The sequence below is a fragment of the Mucilaginibacter sp. SG564 genome (assembly GCF_013149275.1).
GTDB lineage: Bacteria > Bacteroidota > Bacteroidia > Sphingobacteriales > Sphingobacteriaceae > Mucilaginibacter.
Window position 1 is genome coordinate 254,926 of record NZ_JABGNA010000005.1, and the last position, 19,980, is coordinate 274,905.

Sequence of the window (19,980 nt, forward strand, 5' to 3'; positions counted from 1 at the left end):
AGCCGCGGGTAGTATCGACAAGCAGTTTTCCAGCCCCGCCCATACACCATCAACAGTCTTAATATCTAATTTCAAATCTTTATATCCTTGCGGGCGAAAGTAAAAGCCTGCTTATGGTAAGCAGGCTTTTGAGATCAGCTGACAAGTAGCTGCAATTACAAACCATTAAATTTAATACCTGTCAGCTCTTCGCTTAACAACCACAATTTGCTGGCGCTAGCCTTATCAAAGGAATAAGCTTTTACCCCGGAAAACTCTGCTGGATCAGTATTTATCGACGCAACCTCTACATCCTCGAGATAGACGCCGCCCAAATCCTCCAGTTGTGGCGTGGTAGCTGCCCATATCGTTGTTGCAGCACCCTGTGGTACTGACTTCATAGCTTCTACCACAGCCTGAACTACGTCGCCATTTTCGTCAACAAAGCCAAATTGCTGTAATATGGCTTTAGGTGCTTCCCTGGTTAGTTCAGTACCCCAGATCGCCCCGGGATGCAAAGAATAGACTTTAACACCGGTACCTCTGGCGCGCTCATTCAGTTCAAGGGAAAACAGGTTTAATGCTGTTTTAGACTGGCCATAAGCTTGCAGGGTATCGTATTCGCGATGCTTATAGTTGGGGTCATCAAAATTGAATTGGGAATAATGATGAGCAAGTGAAGAAACGTTAATTACCCTTGCGTTATCTGCTTTTGTTAATGCATCCCAAAGCCCTGCCGTAAGCCGGAAAACAGCAAGGTAGTTGGTTGCTAACTGCGATTCGTTTCCATCTGCATCACGACGCAGTGGGACAAACATGATACCGGCATTGTTGATCAGCAGGTGCAGCGCCCTGCCTGAGGCGATGAACTTTTGCGCAAAGGCGTCAATGGATGCTGGCTTGATAAGATCCAGCTCTTCTATTTCAACATTGGCAATATCCTTCAAATTTTGCTTTGCCTTTTCTACATCCCTTGCGGGAACAATAACTGTTGCGCCGGCTTTCGATAAAGCTTTTACAGTTTCCAGCCCTATACCCGTGTTGCCACCCGTAACGATGGCAATTTTACCGTGCAGGTTTGCACCTTTAATAACTTCGCCAGAGGTTGAATCTGCGTTAAAGCCTGAACCAATTGGTTGCTGCAGTGCACCGTTATAATTATTCTTTTCCATTTTCTTATTGTTTAAAATTTAAAATCCATAAATGCCGCCGGATACGGCTATCTTCTCTCCGGTAACCCACGCAGCATCTGCGGACGCTAAAAAGGTAACCACCTTAGCTATATCATCAGGCTGGCCAATTCGGCCTAAAGGGGTGTTTGCGATCAGTGTCTTTTCGAAATCGCTGCCCATTACGCCGGTTCTGTGGGTGCCTTCGGTTTCAACAGAACCTGGAAGCACTGAATTTATCCGGATATTCCTGCCGGAGAATTCTTTTGATAACGCGACGGTGATGGTATCCAAGGCAGCCTTAGTAGCTGAGTATACAGAACCTGTAGCCATTGCAAGATTTGATGCTGCCGAACTGATATTGATGATATTGCCACCCTTCCTGCCAAACAATTTAACGGCTTCCCGTATGGTTAACAGTGGCCCTAAAACGTTAATATTGAATTGTTCATGAACGGTGGCTACAGATATTTCTTCAATGGGTTCATAATTATAGATACCCGCATTGTTAACCAAAATATCCAGTGAGCCAAAGGCTTTAGCAGTTTCATCAAACAAACGCATGATATCCGCCTCATTTGAAACATCGGCCTGCAGAGCCAGCGCTGTGCCGCCGTTAGCTGCTATTTCTGCTACTACTTGGTTCGCCCCTGTTTCGCTGTGCATATAGTTTACCACTACCTTTGCCCCCTCGGCGGCCAAGCCCTTAGCAATTGCTGCACCGATACCCTTTGATGCCCCAGTTACTATGGCTGTTTTATTTTCTAACTTCATATTGACTAATTTTTGTTAAGCACAAAATTAAGCCAATTCATACCCTTGGCGTGAGGACAATTGTTACAAAAGCAGCGTGATAAATGTCAATAAATAAAGAGGAACCCAGCTGCTGCTATTGCTTTAGCCTGGCGATGTCTTAAAGATGGAAGAGTTGGAGGAAGAGCCTGTTAAAGATCGGTACTGCTCTTTTTAACCGCTTGTTTGCGGATACGGCTGAGCGTTTCCCGGGTAAGGCCCAGGAAGGAGGCTATCATGTACAAGGGTATGCGGTTGTAAATGGTTGGAAACTTACTGACAAAATTTTCGTACCTTATTTCTGCAGACTCACTAATATTGCTGTAGATTCTGTTTTGATGTGCTTCGAAATTCCTGGCGGTGAGCATGTCGATCATGTGTTTAAAGTTGGGCATTGTTTCCAATAAGCCATTCCAGTGATCTTTAGTGATGATCACCAACTCACTGTTCTCCAACGCCTCAATATAACACTTCGATGGCTGCCCGTTCATGAAGCTGGCGAAATCAGCTATCCACCAATTTTCAATGGCAAACCGCATGATGTGTTCCTGTCCATCTTCTCCCACCCGAAAAAGGCGGAAACTGCCTTTAACCACAAAGCCTATAAAATCGCTGATTTGTCCCTCTTCCAATAGGTATTGATTTTTCCGGATCTTTTTAAAAGTGGAAACGCTTGCTACAGCATCCAATTCGGCGGGCGTAAGCCCGCCCTTTTCTCGCAAGTATTGTACAAAGGGTTGAACCATATTAAGCTTTTAACAAAGCTATTTAAAAGAGTCTTCTTTTAGTAGAAAAACCGTCAAATATGGTTATCAGATGACTTCGTTATAAGCAGTGAACTTTCCCCGTGAGACCTTTGATCTATGGCATATGGGTGTTCGCCCAATCATATAATGTAATAAGCGGCGGCCCGCAAAGGCGGCCTGACCAAGACCATGAACTGGAACGCGCAGCCATTGGCTTTTGCCGAGGACGGTCTTCGCCGGAGGAGGCATAGTGCTCTCTGAGGGGATCTCTTAGCGCGAAGAAAATGCCTTAAAACTTGCAGGAATAATTAAACAGATTTGGAACTTCTAAGAATACTTAAAATACGCTTTGTGCTTTTTGGATCGTTTTCACCAGGTCGATCCCTTCGCCTAAAACGCCGTGGAACAAGTCGCCGGTTTCTTTCAGGCGGCCTATGGCGTTATGGATAGTAAAATCGCACATGGTCAGGCCAGGTTTGACTTCATCCCAGTTCAGCGGCATAGACACGGTCGCGCCCGGTTTCGGCCTTAATGAGTAAACACCTGCGATCGTAGCATCCGGCCGGTTCTGTAAAAAGTCGAGGTACATCTTGCCACCCCGGTTTTTGACCATGCGTTCCAGGCTAGTGAATTCGGGGATCTGCTTGTGCACCAAAGTGACAATGATCTTGGCGAACATTTGAGATTGGTCGTAGGTGTATTTGGCGCCCAGCGGGATATAGATGTGCATGCCGGTTGAACCGGAGGTTTTGGGATAGCAGGGCACGTCGATAGCGTGGAGGACTTCTCTTACTTTTTGCGCAGCTTCAATGACCTGGTCAAAATGCTGTTTATCCGGGTCGAGGTCGATGACGCAGAAATCGGGGTTATCCGGTGACCCGACGCGGCTGAACCAGGGATTGATCTCTATACAACCGAGCGAGGCCATCCAAAGCAGGCTGGCTTTGTTTTTGGCAACCAGGTATTCTTTTTCGACACCGTCACTGGTGGTATGGGGCATAGTACTCATGCAATCGGGCGCTTTATCCTTAACATCCTTCTGGTAAAAGGCGAGGCCGTTGATGCCGTCGGGAAAACGGTGCAGCGACATCGGCCGGTCTTTCAGGTAGGGCACCATATATTCGGCGACCTGGTCATAGTAGTTGAACATATCGCGCTTGGTGATGCCTTCTTGCGGCCAGTAAACCTTGGATAGGTGGTTAAAAGTTAAGGGGCAGCCATCCACCTGGACGGTCTGGCTGTCTTTACTTTCATCGAGGAAACTTTTGGCCGGTTTTTCTGGCTTTTCTTTTTTCATAGTCTTTGTTGGTTTAGCGGCCTTGCCGGCCAGTTCAATCCAGACGGGCGCGTGATCGCTGCTGTCTTCCCAGCCGCGAACCAGCTTGTCGACCCCTGCCTTTATTAATTTCGGTGCGATGGCTTTATTCAACAGGAAATGGTCGAGCCGTAAGCCGGCGTTCCTTTCATAAGCCTGGCGCAGGTAATCCCAGAACGTATAGATACGCTCGTTGGGGTGTAAAGTACGTATCGCATCGGTCCAGCCCTGGTCTACCAGATGCCGGTAAGCCTCGCGGGTTTCGGGCCGGAAGAGGGCGTTGTTGACGTACTTCTCGGGTTTGTAGGTATCGAGTTCGGTGGGCATGACGTTGTAATCGCCGACCAGAATTACCGGTAGTTCGCGGTTCACCAAGTCTTTGGCATGATCAGCGAGCCTTTGGAACCAGCGAAGTTTGTAGTCGAATTTCGGGCCTGGCCAGGGATTGCCGTTGGGCAGGTAGATGCAGCCGATCACCAGGCCATTGGTGAAAGCTTCGATATAACGGCTGTGCGTGAATTCCTCATCTTCGCCAGGAAGGTCATCATGCAGTTCCTTTATTTCCGTTTTGGATAGGATCGCGACACCGTTCCAACTTTTCTGGCCCTGCCAGATCGCGTTGTAACCAGCTTCTTTCAGTTGCCTTTCGGGGAATTTGTGCTGTTCGCATTTCAATTCCTGGAGGCAAACGATATCAGGCTTTGCCTCTTGCAACCAGCGAAGCAGGTTTTCCAGGCGGCGATTGATGCTATTGATATTATAAGTCGCGATCTTCATTGTTTATGGCAACAAGAAAGCAGACCGCTTAGTTTCAACAAATTGCTACAGCAGCTGAGGGAACATTATTTAGCGGTATCGAGTAAACCTGCCACGGCTTCGTGAAAACTGATCGGGTCCTGTAATGGCCCGCCATGGCTTACATTCGGGATAACGACCAATTTGGCGGCCGGGATCAAGGCGGCCAGCTCCCTGAAATGCTCCGCTTTGATAAATTGTTCATACTGGCCGCAGGCGATAACTGTAGGAGCCTTGATTGTTTTCAGCTCCGCCGGATTCAGGTTCGGCTCGGAACTATACATTTTGCCAAGCGCTGTTTTCAACTGGGCGAAGCTGTCGGGGGTTGCCGAAACCTTTCTGTAATTGGCTTCGGCGTTTGCCATAAAGCGCTTGCCCGCTTCGGGGTCACCCGCTTCATTTTTGTAACCGGCTAAGTTATAGTTTGCCCCAAAAGTGAAAAGCTTATCAATGCGTGGCGGGTATTTGGCGGAGAGGATCATCCCAATGATGCCCCCGTCGCTCCAACCGACGATGGATGCCTTCTTTATGTTGAGGTAATCCATGAGTGCCAGCACGTCCGAGGACAGCAGCTGATAACTCAGCGGCGCAGACCCCAGTGTGCTTCGTCCATGTCCGCGGCTGTCTACCACGATCACCTGATGCGTTTTGGACAACAGCGGTACCTCAAAGCCCCATTCGTCCGAACTAACAAACCCGCCGTGCAGCAAAATCACGGGATCTTTTCCATTTTGATTGAAGACGGCGTAATACAAATTGATCTGGTTAACCGGAGCGAAACCACTTTTATCCGCTTTAGGCAGGGGCGGTGGAACGGGCTGCGTTTTCCAAAGCGGAGTTTCGGTTTGTGCAACGACGCGCGGGCCAAGCGCTACTAATAGTAAAAATACAAGCCCGATTCTTTTCAACAACATATTCCTCCATTTTAGATATTACATGGGTTAAACGAAATCTTTAATGAAGATAGTAAAAACCGGTCTCATAATTACAACTTCAATAAGGCTTTCGTATTGGCCTGACTGACCTTTGAAGCGCGCAGGTCCTGCCAAAGGTCGCCTTTCTTTTCCAACCGGTCGGGCAGAGTATCCATGGTAAACTTGGCGGGGTCCAATTTTTGTTTGACTTCTTTCCATTCCAGTGGCGTAGAAACTGTCGGGTGTTTATAGGGGCGCACCGAATAAGCCGCCGCCAGCGTATCGGCATAATCGTTTTGGCTGGGGTCGACAAACAGTTTATTGCCGCGATGCTCGACGCTCACTTCAGTAGTGGCTATATCGCATACTTGCCGGCAAACCAGGTCGCAGATCTTTTCGGCTAATGTCCTTGCTTTCGGAAAATCAAAGCCCTGGCAAGGAATGAAAAGATGGATGCCGGTTTTACCAGAGGTTTTTACAAACGATGTCAGTTTGAGAGTGTCAAAAACTGATTTGGCCGCTTGAGCTGTTTTGATCGCTTTTCCGAAGTCTTCATCCGAAGGGTCCAGGTCGATGCTGATGAAATCCGGTTCCTGGGGGCTGCTGACGCGCGAACTCCAGGGATTCAGGTCGATATTACCGAGGTTTATCAGGTACAACAATGCAGCCTCATTATTGCAGACCGCATAATCGATCTGGTCACGTTTTCCTTTCTTTTTGTGACGGCGCTGATCCGAAAATATATCGAGGTATTCCGGCTGCCTGCCTTCCATGTTTTTGATATAAAAACCAGGCGCATTAGCGCCGTCCTGCTTAATGTGCAGGGATAGAGGACGGTCTTTAAGGTGCGGCAGGATATAGGGACGAATCTGGTAGTAATAAGTAATGAGTCGCGCCTTAGTGATGCCGCGCCAGAGCTCCTGCTCGATATTATTCATGGTGACGGTCTGGCCGGCAAAATCAAACTCGCGTTCGGAGTTGATCTTTTTGCTTTCGATCTTGGGCCAGTTGCTGTCTGCGTCGGTAACAACCGGTTTTGGCTCTTCCTTGATCTGTTCTTCCTGCGCGTCACTCAAAGGCACTTCACGCACCACCTGCTGCGCTTTTTTGTCCAGCCGCCAACCCAAAAAGGTTGCCGGCTTGCGTATCCGGCCGGTCTTAGTCCAGGTGGCAAATTCAAAGTTGGCCACCAGCTCGGGTTTGACCCAGTGGGTCTTGGCACCTTTGGTATCCAGCACTTTGTTGATGAAAGGACTTTTGTTAATTTCGAGGTTCTGGAGTTTGGCCAGGATACCCGGCATGTCTTTTTGCTTATAGCCGCCGCCCGAACGGCCGATCCACTCGAATTCGCCCCGGCTGTTATAGGCGCCGAATAGCAGGGATTTGAAAGAGCGCACCTTATCGGATTCGGCCCAGCCGCCGATCACAAATTCCTGCCGTTTGCGGGTGGGTGTTTTGAGCCAGTTGTTGTCGCGCGCGTTGGGGATATAACTGCTGTCTTTGCGTTTGGCGACAATCCCTTCCAGGTCGAGGTCGAGCGCCTGCTGGTATAGCGCCTGGCCGTCATCGAACGATTCGCTGAAGCGCAGGACTTCGTTACCCGCTACTAACTCTTTTAGGATCGCTTTGCGGCCAGTCAGCGGTAAATTCATCAGGCTGTAGCCATCCAGCCAAAGCAGATCGAACACGCAATAATTTATCGGTGTATCGTGACCGTTAAATGTTTGTAGCGCGTCGAAATCAGGCTTACCTTCCGCATTGAAAATCACTACTTCACCATCAAGCACAGCATCATGGCCCAGTTCCTTTAATGCTTTGGCCACCGGCGGGTATTTCTTCGTATAATCCAGCGCGCTGCGGGAATCCATGCGGACTTTTCGATCTTCAATGTAGGATATAATGCGGTAGCCGTCCCATTTGACTTCGTACAGGTAGTCTTCATCCGTCACTACGTCTTTGGTTAGTGTGCAGAGCATCGGTTTCACCGATTTAGGGATAGCTTTTTTAATACCTTGTTTTTTCAGGTCATCGATGCTGACTTCGGTTGTTTTTTCTTTTGCCGGTTCACGGTTGCTATTCCAAATATTCACGCCTTGCTTTTCTGCCATCTGTTCAATGGTCAGTTTGGAAATTACCGATTTGTCTTTTAATAGAATATCATCTTTTGTCGCGTATTGGTCATCCGTTTTGATCAGCCGCCAGCCGCCATCGTATTTATCTTCTTTGAATTTAATGAGGATAAAATCGCCTTTCAGCTTGTGGCCATGCAGGGTGATCTTCAGCGCATTCTTATAGTAATTGGACATCATCCAATGCTCTTTGGCGGCTTTGTCTTGGAGCTTTTCGTCGGTGGCCGGTTCATACCAGCCCTCATCCCAGACGATTACGGTGCCGCCGCCGTACTGCCCTTTGGGAATAATGCCTTCAAAATCCTTGTAGTCATAGGGATGATCCTCGACGGGCATGGCCAGCCGCCGTTCTTCGGGGTCCATGGATGGACCGCGTGGTACGGCCCAGCTTTTGAGTACGCCTTTAACCTCTAAGCGAAAATCATAATGCAGGTGCGAAGCATGATGTTTCTGGACGACAAACAACAGCTTGTCCGTGCCGGGTTTGCCGCCAGCCGGTTCAGCGGTCTTTTTAAAATTCCGCTTGGCTTTGTATTGTTCCAGTTCCTCCATGCTTAATCAAGTACGACTTGCCACTGGTTAGCCTCATTGAGCATATAACCGAGGCCGTCGCTCATTTCATGGACTTCCTTTTGATGCTTTTCGCTGAAGCGCCTATGGAGTTCGCGTATCGTTCCGCCATTCTCCCTTTTCAGAAAAAATAACAGCGAGGCCATATTTGGCATCACATCTTTTAGCTGCTCGGATTCTGTTTCTTTGACAAATGCACTGCTCATCGGTATTCATGCTGATGCGAAAGCCCCTTTCGGGGCTTCGCTTATTTAACTTTCTTTTCTATCGCGCTTCGCTGGTTACCGGCTGATTTCTTAGCGTCTTTGATCGCCTGCTGGCTGGTTCCTTCTTTACGCGCTTCATACTTGATCTCATGTGGCTGGTTCGATACTGAGTTCCGTTCCACTTTACTTCCTCTGGTGCTCATAGTAGATGTTTTTAGTTGTTTTTAGTAAATTAACAAATACCATTCCAACAAGTTTTTTGAGGATTAAAACACAGCGCCCTTCGGCCTGTTCTTTTAAAAATTAGTATGATGAGCTGGACCTGTCCCAAATGCGAACGCGAACTGCCCTGGAAAGACTTCCGGCATTATTGTAAGCGGGTCAGCCTGGATAGCCTTTTTGAAGGCCGCTCTGAAGAACTCCTACTGGTTTTTGACAAGATACTGGCGGAAGTTGCTGACTGGCCGAAAGTACTCATCAGTACGACACCTAATTGCATTGTATTTTACCGTCGTACCGGTTTTCTGGTGATCCGGCCGATGAAGAAGTGGCTCGACCTTAAATTCTATTCTAAAGTGCAGCATAAAGAAAAGCCCGTGATTAAAAGCGTGGCCGCTGGCAAGAAGTATGAGAACCATATCCGGCTGACCAGCCTTGACGAACTTAAACCGCGAATATTTATGTACCTCCGCGAATCTTACGAAGGGGTTTAATTTTGTCAGTTATAACGACGGAATGCCAGGGCCGTCGTAGGGATTTTCCAGTGCGTCCATTATTTGCATCAGCCGGTGTTTAGCACGGCTGTCATTCGGGTTATGCTGTAAAAGTTCGATATTCCGCTGCACTGCTTCGGCTACCTCATGTTGTGTTATCGCGCGGTTAATCCTTAAAATTTGAGGCAATTCTCGATCTTTAAAATAAGCGATCAACTCTTCGTTAGTCATTCGGCAAAGATATCAAATACAGGCGTCAATTGTTTTTGTCTTGCGCCGATCCGATCAATACAATCTAGACCCTAAAAAAGGGCGATTATTCTATTTGCATTAAATGTCTGGTACCTGAATTTACCCGGATCATTTTCGGATTGCCTTTTTATGTTATTTCCGTTAGCCGATTTCCTATAAAGTAGGAGATTCGAAAATGACTTCTTTCATTAAAAACCAAATTGACTTGATGCACGATAATGTTCAGTTATCTATTATTGGATTACATGCCTATGTTACTTTGAAAGTTAACGAAGTTACTGTGTCCTATCTTACAAAATGGTTCAACTATCGTTCAGGTTAGTATGAACAAGAGCCGAGTCTTTGTCTCTACGGCGATTGAGTCAAAAATCGTAATATTAATCGTTCACTGATGCTGCACATTTTTATGCAGCGCTCCATCAAGTCAAACTGGATACGGTACCTGGGTATCACTTCCGGTATTCCAATTGGGGCTATGTCCTCCTGGGGCACCTGCTGGAAAAGGTCTGTGGTAAATCGTTTGCGGGACTATTAAAACAATATGTTACCCGGCCCTTCGGAATGCCTGACACCTGGTAAGCGCTTACTCCGGCATTGAAGCAGGAATAGCAGTACCTTATAGCGACAATGCCCGGTCAAATATTTACATACAGGAAGGGATGTTCAGCCCTGCCGGCTTTATCCATTCCAGTCTTAACGATATGATTACTTACCTGACGCAACAGATCGCCGAAAATGATGCGGCGGTCAAGCTTAGCCATCAGCCAACCGCAAATGTGATAGGACTTGGTTGGGGCGTGGCAGCCCGCAAAGGTTACAGGGACATTCAGCACAATGGCAGCACGATGGGCTTTGCTGCTAATCTTTCAGCCTTTCCTGAATTAGGCAGTGGCTGCGTAATCCTGGTGAACAACCGGATAAACATGAACCAACTGATCCTGGGTATTCAGCAGATTGCAAGAAGAACCGACCTTTGATCCGGTGTTTGGGGCTACGATTAAAAGGAAATACTGCGTTACATCCTAAAAACGTCAATGCGTTTTTATTCTAATTCGATGTTTTTCCTACGTTGTCTCCTCAGTGCATTATTTGTGAAAAGGCGAATTCCTGGTTCACAAATGGTCACTCAATTTTAAGATCTTTAGATTGAGCTACGAGTTTTTGGTAAGGATGAGCCAAAAACAACTCCAGGTAATCGATACCGTCTACCTTGAACCCGCTTCCATGGCCTTCATTATGCCGGATCAGCAACTGGCTGTTAGGCAGCGTTCTTTTAATTAACCTGTTATAGAAAATACTGCAGCCGGGGTCTGTATCACCTCCGACAATAATGGTCGGCACAGAACTGTATAAAGCCATTTTAGCCGCGGCTGGTTCAATTGCAACCTTCCAGCAATTACAGACGGTTGGGTTTACATCGTTGTATCTGTAGCCATTTAACCATGGAAGTACCTCATTCTGTTTTTTTTGTTTTGCGTAATCGGTGAACTGAACCTGTTCAGAACAAAACACCGAGTATCGCATACCGCGTGATATGGAGCTGTTGCCTTTAAAATAGCCGTCAAGCAATGCGCTGATGTAAGGTTGGTGTTTACCACCGATCATATCTATGATGACCTTTGGAGTGCCACTGACCTCGCCGTCGCTCAACCTGCTGTTGATTATATCCAACAGATCACTCTTATCATAGGTGACCGTCAAACTGTCCTTTGTTCCCTTTTCCAAATATTTCATGCTAAACTTCTCTCCGCTTATCCTTGTAAAATATCGCTGAAACTTATTTTTCAGATCACCATATTCGCTACCAGTGGAATCAGCTTTACAATTTATGAAAATCTGTTCTAAGGCTTCATTAAAATTTGTTAAGGCATCTTCTTCGTAATTAACGAAGCTGGGAAGCGGGGATCTCAGAATGAGTGTCCGTACAGCCTCAGGATGTAACTTGGCGACGGTCATCATCAGGCCTCCACTGTAAGATAGTCCGATCAGGTTTAGGGAATCAAGCCCCAATGCCAGTCGCAAATCGTTGATATCTTCCGCACAGGCCAATGTGTTATAAGCTGACAAGTCGATGCCTGACCGGATTAATCTTTCCTTTGCTGCCCGGACGGCATTATTAAGGAGCTCATTCCGATCTTTACCCGAGCGATAACTCTGCCTTACGGCTTCGTCAATCTCCGGGCAAGCCAGTGACGGTATAGCATCTTTAGTGCCGCGCTGGCTGAACATAATGGTGCCGCCGAATTTCAAATAGCCAAATTCATAACCTATGCTGTCAATGCCGCTCGTTGTACTGTACCCGGGGCCTCCAACTGAGTAAAGCGATATGTTTTTTCGCGCGTCCTGCTCTGGTCGACGAATAAAGATAAACGGTATTTTTACTTTAGTCCCATTGGGCTTTAGCCGATTTTCGGAAACGATAAGATAGCCGGATTTAACGATCAGGCGAGGGTCCGCGGGGGCAAACTTTTTCCACTCGATAGAAGTCTTGGAATGCTGGGCATGGGCGGATGAATGAATTGCTATGATTTTAAGCAAGAGTATCACTGAAAGTAGTTTAATCTTCATCATGATACAAATTAAAACAAAGCAATGGTGCCGAAATAGGAAAAAACGGACAACTTAAAGATCGTGCCGACGGATGCTTTGACCAGTGAAGTGGGCAACATCCCTGTAAAAATGACTGTGGTCAAAATAACCAAATGCATAAGGATTGAAATGGCTTCCTTGGGTCATATAACTTGTCAGCGCGGTACGTGCGCGGAGCGTTGAAAAATACTTTTTTGGCGTGATCCCGATAACTTTCCTAAAATACCGGTTCACCGTTTTGGACGTTGTAAAAAATTTGTCTGATAGCGCCGCATTATTGAGCTGCATGCCGCTATCGACATAGACATCTATAACATCTTGTACTAATTTGAAGTAATGATCTTGCTGATATTTTGGACGATAACTATTTAATAAATAAGCATCAATAAGCCTGCACCGGCACGAAAAGCTTTCTGCAGACCTCAATTCGCTGATGAGACAGTGCGGCAGTATAGATCGTAGATCAACTACCTTATTCAGGAGTGCCAACTGACTAATGCCCAGGACCGCTTCTAGGCCACCGGGATTGAATTTAACGATGAAAATGTGATCATCCGGTTGATTCAAGCGTTCGACAACGGAGTCACGCAAAATGAGTACATCGCGATCTTTTTCGATCAAATGGAGTCTATCATCGACGATCATACGATATGGCGCTCCGAGATTCAGATAAATGGTTGGTGTCCAGCTTGGAAACATTTTGATCGTATAGTGCTGGCCCCTCAGAAACAGGCTAGTTTTATCAACGCAAGTCTCCCCGTAAAACTCTATATGTTCGTAAAGTTCGCCAGATGGTGATGCAAAGTTGTATGTTTTTCTAATATTATCGAAGATCTCGACCATGTTAACAATGGGATGGGTTTACAGCTAATAGACGTATTTAAAAAAAATTCGTTACAGTATGCGTAATACGTATCTGTGTACGCTAAAATCTCATTTCCGTTTTCAGCTAAAAATGTTCCAGCATGTACCAGTATATAAGTTATCTGCCAGCTTTGCTTCAAAACTGCGTTTTACGTAACTAATGGGAACTATACTTGAAGCAGAAGTTGCGAAAAAATAAAATGCTTTTTGAATCTTTGCTTGGACGAGACTAACTCACTCAGTTAAAGTACGACGATGACATAGCAGAAATCGGCGTATTAAAAGTCATTATTCGCTTCTAAGACTCTTTACAGGGTTCGCCAGCGCAGCTTTGATGGATTGTGAGCTGACCGTGAGCAGAGCAATCAAAATGGCACCCACCCCCGCCAGTGCAAACATCCACCAACTAATTGTAATCCTGTAGGCAAAATCCTGTAGCCATTGGTGCATGGCCCACCAGGCAATGGGAGATGCAATTAAAATGGCTACCACAACCAATTTAATGAAATCCAACGATAATAAGGTGGTGATGCCCTGTACGCTGGCGCCTAAAACCTTACGGATGCCTATTTCTTTGCTGCGCTGCTCGGCTAAGAAAGCAGAAAGCGCGAACAGACCCAGGCAGGCAATAATAATAGCCAATGCTGCAAAGCTGGTAAATATTTCACCCGTACGGGTCACGTCTGCATACATTTTTGCAAAGTCATCATCGAGAAAGGTGTAACGTATGGGTTGATCGGGCGAGTATTTTTTCCAAACATCCGTCACACTGCTAATCGTATGCTGCAGGTCGCCGCCTTGCAGTTTAACGGTCATCATGGATGTACTCAGGCCATAGTGAAGCGCCACAGGCCCGATCTCATCCCGCATCGATTCATAATTAAAATCCCGCATCACCCCAATGACCGTAAATATGCCGTTGTCGCTGATCCGTGCGCCAAGCGGATGTTTCAAACCCAGTTTCCTGACCATACTTTGATTGATGATCATCGATCTTCCTGCCGTATCATCAGCCATAGCTTCAGAGAAATTCCGGCCATCGAGCAACTTGATGCCTAAGGTACCGAGATAGGTATCATCCACCTGCCAGATCTGGCCCGAAACGGGGGGATCAAGTTTTTCACGGCCTTCTTTAAAAAAAGCATTACCATTACGCGAGGTGCCGTTTATCGGCAGGTAATCACTGATGGAAGCGCTTTTGACAGCAGCTATCTTAGTCAATTCGCTCTTAAAATTCTTAATATTTTGATCGCCCAGCGTATTCGTGCTTTGGATGACCATGACCTGGTCTTTATCAAAACCCACCTTACGGTTGAGTATAAAATGCATTTGGTTATAGATCACCACCGTGCTGATCATCAGGATGATAGAGGCGGCGAACTGGAAAACAACGAGCCCATTGCGTAAAGTCAGGTTCTTGCTGCCGGTGCTGATGGTGCCCTTTAATACTTGTCCCGGCCGGAAACCGGAAAGATAAAAAGCAGGGTACAAACCGGCAAGCGTACCAACTACGAGAACAGAAAGCAAGATGACCGGCACGAACCACCATTCCAGCCATGGCATGACCAGCGATCTTGCAGCGATGTTATTGAAATATGGCAGGAACAGCCAGGCAATCATAATACCCAGCAGGAAAGAAATGAAACTGTAGATCAGTGATTCCGTCAGGAACTGGGCGATCAGGCTGCCGCGATGCGAACCTACCACTTTGCGCAGGCCGACCTCTTTAGCACGACTAGCCGATTTGGCCGTAGAAAGATTGATAAAGTTGATGCAGGCAATGACCAGGATAAACAGCGCGATAGCGCCGAATAGCCAGACGAAACGGATATCGCCATTGGTTAACCTGTCTGAAAAATTGTAAGAATACAGATTAATATCGGGCACCGGCTGCAGGTAAATATGGAACTTATCCGCTTCGGCCTTGGGGTCTTGCGCGCCCCCTTTGCGTGCTTCAGGCATCAGGTAGTTTTTGCGCAGGCCGGTATTCAGTTTTTTTTCAAATCCGGCCACGTTCGTCCCGGCTTTCAGTTTAACGTACTGAATATAGTTATACCAACGCCAGCTGTTTTGCTCGCCGGCCCCAAATTCCATCCCGGAGAGGGTGATGAAAAAATGGAAGGGGTATAAATGCGAGTTCGCAGGAATATCAGCCATCACCCCACCGATTCGGTAAGGATGCGACTGGTCATTATCTATATACATGACCTTACCCAACGGGCTTTGGCCTGGATAGTATTTATCGGCCATAGCTTTAGAGATCACCAGGGTTTGCGGCTCTTTTAAAGCAGTAGCACCATCACCATACACCATGGGCAGCTCAAAGGCGCTGAAAAACGACTGATCAATATAAATGATACCCTGCTCGTAAGTATTCTGCCGCTGATCGGCCCGGCGTATTTGTGCATGGCCCAGGTAGGAGTTAAGGAGTCTCATGCGACCGGCATATTCCACCTCTGGAAAATCTTGCTGTATCGCTTTTGACAAGGGTGCCGGCCAGGCCAGGCCACGGCTCATCTCGCCATCGCCAACCACCCGGAAAATACGATCAGCACCCGGGTAAAAACGGTCAAAGGTCATTTCGTAATGTATATACAGGCCAATGAGTAAACAAGCAGCGATGCCCAGGGCAAAGCCGCCGATCTTTACCACGGCATACATTCTTTGCTTGAGCAACTGGCGGTAAGCGATCTTTAAATAATTCCTGATCATAAAATTGCGTTTTTGGGTTTCCTGACGCAATATTGCAGCTTGTACAGCAGGGCGAAGTGCCAACTTATGAATTGGTACTTCTTTTTTATATTCTAAAGGTGTCTTGCCGGTGATCTCCCTGAAAACACGGTTAAAGGTCGTCTTGGAATTAAAACCGGATTCGTAGGCAATGCCCAATAAGTTAAGGTGATCGTATGCCGGGTCACGCATTTTACGGATGGTTTCGCGGACACGGAACTCGTTGATAAAATCACTGAAGTTCTTCTTCAATCCCAAATTCATGATTTTCGAAAGCTCATGCGGGTGAATCCCCAGTTGCACAGCAAGCGTAGCCAGTGCGAGATCGGGATCGGTATAAAAACGGCCTGCCGCAACCGTTTCCTTTAGCCATCGCCCTTTTTCCCTGGCATCGATGTTTTCATTGTTTGCCCTAATCAGCTCCACATCATGATCCGGTTGAATCAACCGTTCAGACGCCATTATCATTAACAGGAAAGCGATTGCAAAAAGCAGGCTGTTAATGAAGCAGGACAACAGGCAAAGCAAACCAAGCAACAGCAAGGTGCGGTTAAGTCGCCGAAAGGCAAAACGCGGCCTGTCCATCAGCACAGGCTGAAGCTTATCATAAAAATTCTGAATCAGCCGATGCGCCAGGTATAGATAAATGATGATTGAAACCAAGATCGCCCAGACCGGCATCCAGTATGATATCAATAAGGGGCAGAGTAATAACATATCGTTCAGAACGAACCGTTGTTCTGGCCGGATAAGCTGCCTTACATAGAAAAATAACAACGGGCCCATTGCCGGTAATAAAAATGAGGTCATTCCCCCGGTATATATTGTCGTAACCACCAGGGCCAGACTCAAATATAAGTTGGCCTTTTTCGCAGGCTTTTCAGCCAACCCTAATAGCAGCGCAACAGCAATTCCTGCGAACAGTGTTCCCAATGAAGCCAGGTCATATAAGCTGATATGAAATAGTTGTGTTTTCAACAGGAAATCGTTTGTCAATGATTGTTCCAATTTAGCATTTATCTGGTAATCAAACTACTGGAAAAGGTAAAGACCATCCTTGTAATGAAAGCGGACGGCGCACTGTTCGCTTACAGGCGGCAAATGGGTGCCAATTCATAAGTTGGGACGTCAATCATTTGTACTTCTTCTAATTTCGTTCACAATATTTGAAAACAGTCCAACAAATTAAATGAGCTATCTATGATCAGAAATTATTTTATAACGGCAATCAGGAATCTTTGGCGCAACAAGTCGTTCGCTGTGATCAATATTGCAGGCCTTAGCGTAGGATTAGCATCTTGCATGCTGATCTTCCTGTATGCCATGGACGAGGTAAGTTATGACAGGTTTCACGTACAAGCTGCGAATATCTACCAGCTGGTGGTTGACGCCAAAAGCCCGGATGGACAGCTACACAAATTTTCAGGCACAGGCGACGTACAGGGACCGGTATTCAAAAGCCAGTTACCCGAGGTGCAATGTTTTGTCCGGGTATATGGCACTGATTTTACGGTTAAACGGGATAATGAGGTATTTGACCAGACAGCGCTATTTGTAGACAGCAATTTTCTCTCAGTTTTTACATTTCCTTTACTGTACGGCAAAAAGCAAAATGCGTTAAGCGATCCGCAGTCAATTATCCTCTCGGAAGAAACAGCGGAAAAATATTTCGGACACGGAGATCCCGTAGGAAAAACACTTCAACTAAAAATACACAATATTTTTCAGCCGTTTACGGTAACTGCCGTGACAAAGCAGTCACCCCAAAACTCATCGATTAAAATTAAAATGCTGGTGCCCCAGGCATCAAGAAAAGTACGTGATGGTTGGCTTAACTTCTTCCAAAACACCTTCCTGATTATAAAACCGGGCTCTGATATTCGAAAACTGTCTACAAAAATCAACCAGCTATACCTGAATGATGCTGAAAGCGAGCTCAAGTCTTCCGGCTCAAAGGATAAAATGACTTACAAACTGCAACCGTTTCTAGCGATGCATACCAGTACTGATTACCCTGCTGGTAATGGACTATCCGATGCCAGTAAACCGACATATTCCTATATCCTGATAGCAATAGCATTATTCATCCTGGCCATAGCCTGTATGAACTTCGTGAATCTTACGGTGGCCCGCTCGCTCAAGCGGGGCAAAGAGATAGGCATCCGCAAGGTATTTGGAGGCCAGCGAACGCAACTGATCGTACAATTCCTGGGCGAATCACTTATCTTAAGCTTTATCGCATTTATGCTCGCAATAGCTTTGGTTCAACTGGCGCTTCCTTTTTTTAATACACTCACCAATAAGGCACTTGCATTTTCATATTTACTGAGTTGGCGCTTAGTATCGGGCTATATCGGGATATTTCTGCTAAGCGGTCTGCTGGCTGGTTTTTATCCGGCATTGGTATTATCCGGCTTTAAACCCGTACAGACGCTCTATAACCGCCCCCATTTGACGGATAAAAAGTATTTATCAAAAGGCCTGGTTATTCTGCAATTCACATTAGCCACATTTCTGATCATCGCAACTATTACCATTTATACGCAGTTCAATTACCTCATGCATTTCGACCTGGGATATAATGCGGACAATGTTGTATCGATACGCGTTTTTAATATTGACAAAAATAAATTCAACCTGTTCAAAACAGAGCTGGCAAAAGCACCGAATATCTACGGTATCACCGCCGACCAGGGCGGAAGATGGGGAACGGAGGGTTACATAAACGGATCAAGGGTATTCAATTTTGATGTGCAGAAAGTTGATGAAGATTACCTGCCTCTATTCCAGGTGCCCGTGCTTAAGGGCCGTAATTTTTCAAGGAATATGGCTGCCGACAGCGCCAATTCTGTTTTGGTAAGCGAGCAGTTTGTCAAAGAAGCCGGATGGAAAGATCCAATAGGGCAGACAGTAGATTTTTTTCATGATCATAAAAAGTATACGGTGGTCGGCGTAGTAAGGGATTATCACTACTTGTCCCTATTGGAAAAACCCTCACCTATACTGTACAGCATGAACCCTGATTATCCCTGGGGGAACATTTTTGTCCGGATCAATCCCCATTATAAACCGGAGGCATTAGACCGCATCCAAAAAGAATTCAAGGCCGATTTCCCGTTCATTCCTTATCAATATCAATTCAAAGAAGATGAACTTGCAGAACAATATGATAAAGAGGCCAGATGGAAGCAAATAGTAACTTTTGGGGCGGCACTCACTATTTTCATATCCTGCATTGGCCTTTTTGGGTTGGCAACATTATCTGCCGAACACCGAAAAAAGGAAATCGGAATCCGCAAGGTGTTAGGTGCCAGCGTCGAAGGTATTGTCAGAAAGCTTTCTGCCGATTTTGCCTTTCTGATTGTAATTTCTGCAGCTATATCAACACCAGCTGCCTGGTGGGCCATGCAAACGTGGTTGCAGGATTATCCGTACAGAATCCATCTTAACGTTTGGATATTCCTGTTTGCAACTGTATTTGTGCTTTTCATTGCGATGATAACATTGTGTTATCAAACCATCAAAGCGGCGGCAGCAAATCCGGTTCAAAGTTTGCGGAATGAATAGTTATTACACGTGTATGGTATTTCCTATTTACCAACTAAGAGAACGCTTCCAGAATGAAATGCTTTTTTTCTCTCTTGCCTGTAAGAATGTTTTTAATTTTTTCGCAGTAACCTGCTCTCCTTCATCAATTAGATTTCTTTGTATATGATGGTTTTTATCAAAAAAACACCAACAATAACATCATCTCCTTTTCAATTAATTACGGCAAAAAAGCGTCTTTTTCCAGAAAAAAAGACGCAACGAAAGACGCAATGAGAGGTGGTGTGTTTTTGATAATTTTCAATGAACCGAAATTTAAAAACAGCTTAATTTCGCAAATTAGGGGGTAAATTTTAAAAAGCAAGGTTCCTGTCTTTTAGAGACAATGAAAAAATCCTCACAAGTCGTTGGCTTGCGGTGTTTTATAAAAATTGGCGAAAAAGGAGGGTTCTGAATATCCGCATTATATTATCTGATTGTCAGTATCTTACGATAAAAAAGTGTTCCCGCGCTACGAATAACAATGAGGCGAAATAACTCTAATTGTAACATTTAAAATAAGGATTTCAACGGTAAAAACAAATACAATTATGATTTTCATTCCTATCAAGAACACGAAATAGTCCTGACGGCCTCTGTTTTATGCCATTTGGTGCACTCAACGCACATTT

Annotated in this window: 15 protein-coding genes and 1 pseudogene; 4 read left to right on the plus strand and 12 right to left on the minus strand. The window is 45.9% G+C overall.

Annotated features, from left to right (window positions below):
• Positions 1–155: 155 nt before the first annotated feature.
• From FHW89_RS13460 to FHW89_RS13495, 8 genes are all read right to left on the minus strand, one after another.
• The gene (locus FHW89_RS13460) at positions 156–1,151 is read right to left on the minus strand and encodes an SDR family NAD(P)-dependent oxidoreductase (RefSeq protein ID WP_172335573.1); all 996 of its coding nucleotides are present in this window, start codon (positions 1,149–1,151) and stop codon (positions 156–158) included.
• An 18-nt stretch (positions 1,152–1,169) separates the two neighbouring features.
• Entirely contained in the window at positions 1,170–1,922 is a 753-nt protein-coding gene (locus FHW89_RS13465) for an SDR family NAD(P)-dependent oxidoreductase (protein ID WP_172335574.1), read from the minus strand.
• 170 nt (positions 1,923–2,092) lie between these two features.
• Positions 2,093–2,686, minus strand: coding sequence for a Crp/Fnr family transcriptional regulator (locus FHW89_RS13470; RefSeq protein WP_172335575.1), 594 nt, complete (start codon positions 2,684–2,686; stop codon positions 2,093–2,095).
• 337 nt (positions 2,687–3,023) lie between these two features.
• Positions 3,024–4,778 (minus strand): exodeoxyribonuclease III, encoded by a 1,755-nt coding sequence (gene xth, locus FHW89_RS13475; RefSeq protein ID WP_172335576.1) that lies wholly within the window; start codon positions 4,776–4,778, stop codon positions 3,024–3,026.
• Between the two features lie 65 nt (positions 4,779–4,843).
• Positions 4,844–5,710: an alpha/beta fold hydrolase gene (locus tag FHW89_RS13480; protein ID WP_172335577.1), complete on the minus strand. Its 867-nt coding sequence runs from the start codon at positions 5,708–5,710 to the stop codon at positions 4,844–4,846.
• Positions 5,711–5,781: 71 nt separating this feature from the next.
• Positions 5,782–8,391 (minus strand): DNA ligase D, encoded by a 2,610-nt coding sequence (gene ligD, locus FHW89_RS13485; RefSeq protein ID WP_172335578.1) that lies wholly within the window; start codon positions 8,389–8,391, stop codon positions 5,782–5,784.
• A 2-nt stretch (positions 8,392–8,393) separates the two neighbouring features.
• Complete coding sequence (locus FHW89_RS13490; RefSeq protein WP_172335579.1) at positions 8,394–8,615, minus strand: hypothetical protein; 222 nt, start codon at positions 8,613–8,615, stop codon at positions 8,394–8,396.
• 41 nt (positions 8,616–8,656) lie between these two features.
• Positions 8,657–8,818 (minus strand): DUF3606 domain-containing protein, encoded by a 162-nt coding sequence (locus FHW89_RS13495; RefSeq protein ID WP_172335580.1) that lies wholly within the window; start codon positions 8,816–8,818, stop codon positions 8,657–8,659.
• Positions 8,819–8,926: 108 nt separating this feature from the next.
• Between FHW89_RS13495 and FHW89_RS13500 the strand changes: the two genes are divergently transcribed.
• Complete coding sequence (locus FHW89_RS13500; RefSeq protein WP_172335581.1) at positions 8,927–9,328, plus strand: DUF5655 domain-containing protein; 402 nt, start codon at positions 8,927–8,929, stop codon at positions 9,326–9,328.
• Positions 9,329–9,337: 9 nt separating this feature from the next.
• Here FHW89_RS13500 and FHW89_RS13505 read toward each other — a convergent pair whose 3' ends face one another.
• Entirely contained in the window at positions 9,338–9,559 is a 222-nt protein-coding gene (locus FHW89_RS13505; protein WP_172335582.1) for a hypothetical protein, read from the minus strand.
• Positions 9,560–9,988: 429 nt separating this feature from the next.
• On the opposite strand from FHW89_RS13505, the pseudogene FHW89_RS29140 reads away from it, so the two are divergent.
• Positions 9,989–10,159 (plus strand): annotated as a pseudogene (locus FHW89_RS29140) (serine hydrolase); the annotation flags it as partial.
• 80 nt (positions 10,160–10,239) lie between these two features.
• The gene (locus FHW89_RS13515; protein ID WP_172335583.1) at positions 10,240–10,557 is read left to right on the plus strand and encodes a serine hydrolase; all 318 of its coding nucleotides are present in this window, start codon (positions 10,240–10,242) and stop codon (positions 10,555–10,557) included.
• Positions 10,558–10,702: 145 nt separating this feature from the next.
• Here FHW89_RS13515 and FHW89_RS13520 read toward each other — a convergent pair whose 3' ends face one another.
• From FHW89_RS13520 to FHW89_RS13530, 3 genes are all read right to left on the minus strand, one after another.
• Entirely contained in the window at positions 10,703–12,151 is a 1,449-nt protein-coding gene (locus tag FHW89_RS13520; protein WP_216650566.1) for an alpha/beta fold hydrolase, read from the minus strand.
• A 51-nt stretch (positions 12,152–12,202) separates the two neighbouring features.
• On the minus strand, positions 12,203–13,012 hold the full coding sequence (locus FHW89_RS13525; RefSeq protein ID WP_172335584.1) for a helix-turn-helix domain-containing protein: 810 nt from the start codon (positions 13,010–13,012) through the stop codon (positions 12,203–12,205).
• 309 nt (positions 13,013–13,321) lie between these two features.
• Positions 13,322–16,741 (minus strand): ABC transporter permease, encoded by a 3,420-nt coding sequence (locus tag FHW89_RS13530; RefSeq protein ID WP_216650567.1) that lies wholly within the window; start codon positions 16,739–16,741, stop codon positions 13,322–13,324.
• A 222-nt stretch (positions 16,742–16,963) separates the two neighbouring features.
• On the opposite strand from FHW89_RS13530, the gene FHW89_RS13540 reads away from it, so the two are divergent.
• The gene (locus tag FHW89_RS13540; RefSeq protein ID WP_172335585.1) at positions 16,964–19,330 is read left to right on the plus strand and encodes an ABC transporter permease; all 2,367 of its coding nucleotides are present in this window, start codon (positions 16,964–16,966) and stop codon (positions 19,328–19,330) included.
• Positions 19,331–19,980: the final 650 nt, after the last annotated feature.